This window comes from uncultured Neisseria sp. (assembly GCF_951230505.1).
Lineage (GTDB): Bacteria > Pseudomonadota > Gammaproteobacteria > Burkholderiales > Neisseriaceae > Neisseria.
Map to the genome: position 1 here is coordinate 1 of NZ_CATNVN010000110.1, position 6,192 is coordinate 6,192.

The 6,192-nt window shown below is 48.6% G+C and carries 3 protein-coding genes; all 3 read left to right on the forward strand.

Annotated elements, in window-relative coordinates; all coding sequences use genetic code 11:
- Nucleotides 1-473 precede the first annotated feature (473 nt).
- A complete protein-coding gene (aceE, locus tag Q1M25_RS07370; RefSeq protein WP_300483450.1) occupies nucleotides 474-3,137 on the forward strand; it encodes a pyruvate dehydrogenase (acetyl-transferring), homodimeric type in 2,664 nt (887 codons plus the stop codon).
- 137 nt (nucleotides 3,138-3,274) lie between these two features.
- Nucleotides 3,275-4,888, forward strand: a complete 1,614-nt coding sequence (gene aceF / locus Q1M25_RS07375) for a dihydrolipoyllysine-residue acetyltransferase (RefSeq protein ID WP_300483453.1) — start codon at nucleotides 3,275-3,277, stop codon at nucleotides 4,886-4,888.
- 78 nt (nucleotides 4,889-4,966) lie between these two features.
- Nucleotides 4,967-6,192: NAD(P)/FAD-dependent oxidoreductase (locus Q1M25_RS07380; RefSeq protein ID WP_300483456.1), on the forward strand; the 1,226-nt coding region annotated here is incomplete at its 3' end.

The following is a 6,192-nucleotide window of genomic DNA, read 5'->3' on the forward strand; positions in this document are numbered from 1 at the left end:
TTTAAACTTTAAGTTTGAAAAATAACACGGTCTGAATTTTCTTTTTCAAACTTAAAGTTTAAATTTAATTTTCGATTTTAGACAAATTTTGAAAATTAATTTTCGTATTCGAATTTTTTCATCCAAACAACAGAGACTTTTACCGTGTCTGTTTAATATTCTAATTTTAAAACCATCATAAAGGGCACTTTTAAAAATCATCAATTCAACCTCTACCCTCCTATTAATATCAACAGCGCGATTTGCCAGTTTGCCTAATTACTGATAGCATTTGCAGGTTAGCCAGTTTGCAAAAAATTTTAATTTTTTAGAATTTTCATTGCTTCATATAACGTATTGAAAATATTTAAATAATTAAAATTTTTTCGAATTTGACTCTTGGAATTTTCGTTTATAAGCCGTATTTGTTCACAAACGAAAATATCGGGGTACTACTCCGTCATTGAAAAACACTCAACACAAGGATAGATATTATGTCCACCCAATTACACGATGTTGACCCAATTGAAACCAAAGAATGGTTAGACGCGTTAAGCTCTGTTTTAGAATATGAAGGCAGCGAACGCGCCCAATACCTGCTGGAAAGTTTGGTCAAATACAGCCGTGACAAAGGCATCCGCATGCCTCATGGCACCACTACTCCATATTTGAACACTGTTTCCGTTGAAAACGAAAAAGGCATTCCCGGCGACCAAAACATCGAGCACCGTATTCGTGCTTTCGTACGTTGGAATGCCGCAGCTATCGTATTGCGCGCGGGTAAAAAAGATTTGGAATTGGGTGGACACATTGCATCTTTCCAATCTGCTGCGACCATGTACGAAGTCGGCTTCAACCACTTCTGGAAAGCCAAAGGCGAAGGCGAAGAAGGCGATTTGGTATTCTTCCAAGGCCACGTTGCCCCTGGCATCTACGCACGCGCTTTCGTTGAAGGCCGTCTGACTGAAGACCAATTGAACAACTTCCGTCAAGAAGTTGCCGGTCATGGTCTGCCTTCCTATCCTCACCCTCACCTGTTGCCTGACTTCTGGCAATTCCCAACCGTATCTATGGGTCTTGGCCCATTGATGGCGATTTACCAAGCCCGTTTCCTGAAATACTTGGAATCTCGCGGCCTGGCTAAAACCAAAGGCCGTAAAGTATGGGTATTCTGTGGCGACGGCGAAATGGACGAACCTGAAAGCCAAGGTGCTATTGCTCTGGCTTCACGCGAAGGCTTGGACAACTTGGTATTCGTCATCAACTGTAACCTGCAACGTTTGGACGGCCCAGTACGCGGTAACGGCAAAATCATTCAGGAGCTGGAAGGCAACTTTGCCGGCGCAGGCTGGAATGTTGTGAAAGTCATCTGGGGTCGTCGTTGGGACCGCCTCTTGGCAAAAGACAAAGATGGCATCCTGCGTAAACGTATGGAAGAGTGCTTGGACGGTGACTACCAAACTTACAAATCCAAAGACGGTGCATACGTTCGCGAACACTTCTTCAATACGCCTGAACTGAAAGCATTGGTCGCCGATATGACTGATGAACAAATTTGGGCATTGAACCGTGGTGGCCATGACCCTCAAAAAGTGTACAACGCTTACGACCGCGCAGTGAACCACGCCGACGGCAAACCTACTGTAATCTTGGCGAAAACCATTAAAGGTTACGGTATGGGTGCATCCGGCGAAGGTCAAAACGTTGCCCACCAAGCCAAAAAAATGGACAAAGCGTCTCTGAAACAATTCCGTGACCGCTTTGACATTCCTGTAACTGACGAGCAAATCGACAGCGGCGACCTGCCTTACCTGACTTTTGCTCCTGACAGCGAAGAATACAAATACCTGCACGCACGTCGCGAATCTTTGGGTGGCTACCTGCCTCAACGCAAACCTACCCAAGAAGTTCTGGAAGTGCCTGAACTGTCAGCATTTGAGACTCAACTGAAATCCAGCGGTGACCGTGAATTCTCAACCACCATGGCTTTCGTCCGCATCCTGTCTACTTTGCTGAAAGACAAAAAAATCGGCAAACGCGTGGTGCCTATCGTTCCAGATGAAAGCCGCACGTTTGGTATGGAAGGTATGTTCCGTCAATACGGTATTTGGAACCCTAAAGGCCAACAATACACTCCTCAAGATAAAGACCAACTGATGTTCTATAAAGAATCTGTTGACGGTCAAATCTTGCAAGAAGGTATTAACGAACCAGGTGCTATGGCTGACTGGATTGCTGCCGCGACCAGCTACGCAAACAACGACTTTGCCATGATTCCTTTCTACATCTACTACTCTATGTTCGGTTTCCAACGCGTTGGCGACTTGGCATGGGCAGCAGGCGATATGCATGCACGCGGTTTCCTGCTGGGTGGTACAGCCGGCCGTACAACACTGAATGGCGAAGGTTTGCAACACGAAGACGGTCACAGCCACATTCAAGCAGACTTGATTCCAAACTGTGTAACTTACGATCCGACATTCCAATATGAAGTAGCCGTTATCGTACACGATGGCTTGCGCCGCATGTATGTTAACCACGAAGACGTGTTCTACTACATCACCCTGATGAATGAAAACTACACCCATCCGGACATGCCTGAAGGTGTAGAACATGACATCCTGAAAGGTATGTACTTACTGAAAGCCGGCGGCAAAGGCGATAAAAAAGTCCAATTGATGGGTTCCGGTACCATCCTGCAAGAAGTAATTGCCGGTGCCGAATTGTTGAAAGCCGACTTCGACGTAGAAGCAGACATCTGGTCTTGCCCATCATTCAACCAGCTGCACCGCGATGCCATCGAAGTGGAACGCTTCAATCGTCTGAACCCATTGGAAACTGCAAAAGTACCGTTTGTTACTTCTCAACTGCAAGGTCATGACGGTCCGGTTATTGCCGCTACCGACTACATCCGCAGCTATGCTGACCGTATCCGTGCCTACATCCCTAACGACTACCACGTCTTGGGTACCGATGGCTTCGGTCGTTCCGACAGCCGTGCCAACCTGCGCAGCTTCTTCGAAGTTGACCGCTACAACGTTGCCGTTGCTGCATTGAGCGCTCTGGCCGAACAGGGCAAAGTCAGCAAAGAAACCGTTCAACAAGCCATTGAAAAATATGGTATTAAAGCCGATGCAGCTCCTAGCTGGAAACGCTAATTGATGTTTCAGACGGCCTGTTAACATTAGGCCGTCTGAAAACCAAATGTTTGAATGGTTTGAACAGACAAACTGTACCGATGCCGTGTGAAACAGTTTTCAGACGGCATCAAACTGAAAATATTAAAGGAACTCAAATGAGTATCGTAGAAATCAAAGTCCCTGATATCGGCGGTCATGAAAACGTCGACATCATCGCTGTAGAAGTTAAAGCAGGCGACACCATTGCCGTTGACGACACCCTGATTACTTTAGAAACCGACAAAGCCACTATGGACGTACCTGCCGATGCAGCCGGTGTCGTGAAAGAAGTTAAAGTTAAAGTTGGCGATAAAATCTCTGAAGGCGGCGTTATTCTGACCGTTGAAACCGATGCCGCCGCTGCCGATGCAGCCCCGGCTCCTGCAGCTGAAGCTCCTGCAGCTCCCGCTTCCGCTCCTGCCGCAGCCCCTGCAGGCGGGGCAACTGTAAAAGTTGTTGTACCGGATATTGGCGGTCATACAGATGTAGACATTATTGCCGTTGAAATTAAAGTTGGCGACACTGTTGCCGTTGACGACACTCTGATTACTCTGGAAACCGACAAAGCCACTATGGACGTACCATGTACAGAAGCCGGTGTTGTTAAAGCCGTATTTGTAAAAGTTGGCGACAAAGTATCTGAAGGTTCTGCCATTATCGAAGTAGAAACCGCCGGTTCCGCCGCAGCTGCTCCTGCTCCTGCCGCTCAAGCTGCCGCACCTGCACCAGCCGCTGCTCCGGCTCCTGCTGCTCCCGCACCAGCCGCTACGCCTGCTCCAGCTGCACCTGCAGCTGCCAAAATTGACGAAGCTGCTTTTGCCAAAGCCCATGCAGGTCCTTCCGCACGTAAACTGGCGCGTGAATTGGGCGTGGACTTGGGTCAAGTCAAAGGTACCGGTCTGAAAGGCCGTATCATGGGCGAAGACGTTAAAGCCTTCGTTAAATCCGTTATGCAAAGCGGTGCAGGCAAACCTGCCGCTGCCTCTTTGGGCGGTGGTCTGGACTTGTTGCCATGGCCTAAAGTTGACTTCTCTAAATTCGGCAGCGTCGAAGTTAAAGAACTGTCTCGCATTAAGAAAATCTCCGGTCAAAACCTGTCTCGCAACTGGGTTGTGATTCCTCACGTTACCGTACACGAGGAAGCGGATATGACCGAATTGGAAGAATTCCGCAAACAGCTGAACAAAGAATGGGAACGCGAAGGCGTGAAACTGTCTCCATTGGCCTTCATCATTAAAGCCTCTGTTGCTGCACTGAAAGCCTTCCCTGAATTCAACGCCTCTTTGGATGGCGACAACTTGGTGCTGAAAAACTACTTCAACATCGGTTTCGCAGCAGACACGCCAAACGGCTTGGTTGTTCCAGTAATCAAAGACGTGGATCAAAAAGGCTTGAAACAAATCAGCCAAGAGCTAACCGAATTGTCTAAAAAAGCCCGCGAAGGCAAGCTCAAACCACAAGAAATGCAAGGCGCATGCTTTACCATTTCCAGCTTGGGCGGTATCGGCGGTACAGGCTTCACGCCAATCGTGAATGCTCCTGAAGTTGCCATCTTGGGCGTGTGCAAATCTCAAATCAAACCGGTTTGGAACGGCAAAGAATTCGCTCCTCGCCTGATGTGCCCGTTGAGCCTGTCCTTTGACCACCGTGTCATCGACGGTGCCGCCGGTATGCGCTTTACCGTATTCCTGGCTAACCTGTTGAAAGACTTCCGCCGTATTACTCTGTAATCCGAGCATTTTCAGACGGCCTTTTTACTCAGGCCGTCTGAAAAAAAGAAGTCCGAACATCATTCAGAAAGATTAGACATGAGCTTAGTTGAATTAAAAGTGCCCGACATTGGCGGTCACGAAAATGTAGATATTATTGCGGTTGAAGTAAATGTAGGCGACACCATTGCCGTGGACGATACCCTGATTACTTTGGAAACCGATAAAGCTACTATGGACGTACCTGCCGAAGTTGCGGGCGTGGTCAAAGAAGTTAAAGTTAAAGTCGGCGATAAAATCTCCGAAGGTGGCTTGATTGCAGTCGTTGAAGCCGAAGGTGCGGCTGCCGCTCCTAAAGCTGAAGCACCAGCTGCTCCTGCACAAGAAGCCCCTAAAGCTGCTGCTCCTCAAGCTGCACAATTTGGCGGTTCTGCCGATGCCGAATACGATGTGGTCGTATTGGGTGGCGGCCCCGGCGGTTATTCTGCTGCATTTGCCGCTGCCGATGAAGGCTTGAAAGTTGCCATCGTCGAGCGTTACAAAACCTTGGGCGGCGTTTGCTTGAACGTCGGCTGTATCCCTTCCAAAGCCTTGTTGCACAACGCTGCCGTTATCGATGAAGTACGTCACTTGGCTGCCAACGGTATCAAATACCCAGAGCCAGAACTCGACATCGACATGCTTCGTGCCTACAAAGACGGCGTAGTTTCCCGTCTGACTACCGGCTTGGCAGGTATGGCCAAAGGCCGTAAAGTAGACGTTATCCAAGGCGACGGCCAATTCTTAGATCCGCACCACTTGGAAGTGTCGCTAACCACCGGCGACGTGTACGAGCAAGCGACCCCTACCGGCGAGAAAAAAATCGTTGCCTTTAAAAACTGTATCATTGCAGCAGGTAGCCGCGTAACTAAACTGCCTTTCATTCCTGAAGATCCACGCATCATCGATTCCAGCGGTGCACTGGCTCTGAAAGAAGTACCGGGCAAACTGCTGATCATCGGCGGTGGTATCATCGGCCTCGAAATGGGTACAGTTTACAGTACGCTAGGTGCTCGCCTTGACGTCGTTGAAATGATGGACGGCCTGATGCAAGGTGCAGACCGCGATTTGGTGAAAGTATGGCAAAAACAAAACGAATACCGTTTTGACAACATCATGATCAACACCAAAACCGTTGCTGTCGAGCCTAAAGAAGACGGCGTTTACGTTACCTTCGAAGGTGCAAATGCACCTAAAGAACCACAACGTTACGATGCCGTACTGGTGGCTGCCGGTCGTGCACCTAACGGCAAACTCATCAGCGCTGAAAAAGCCGGTGTTGCCGT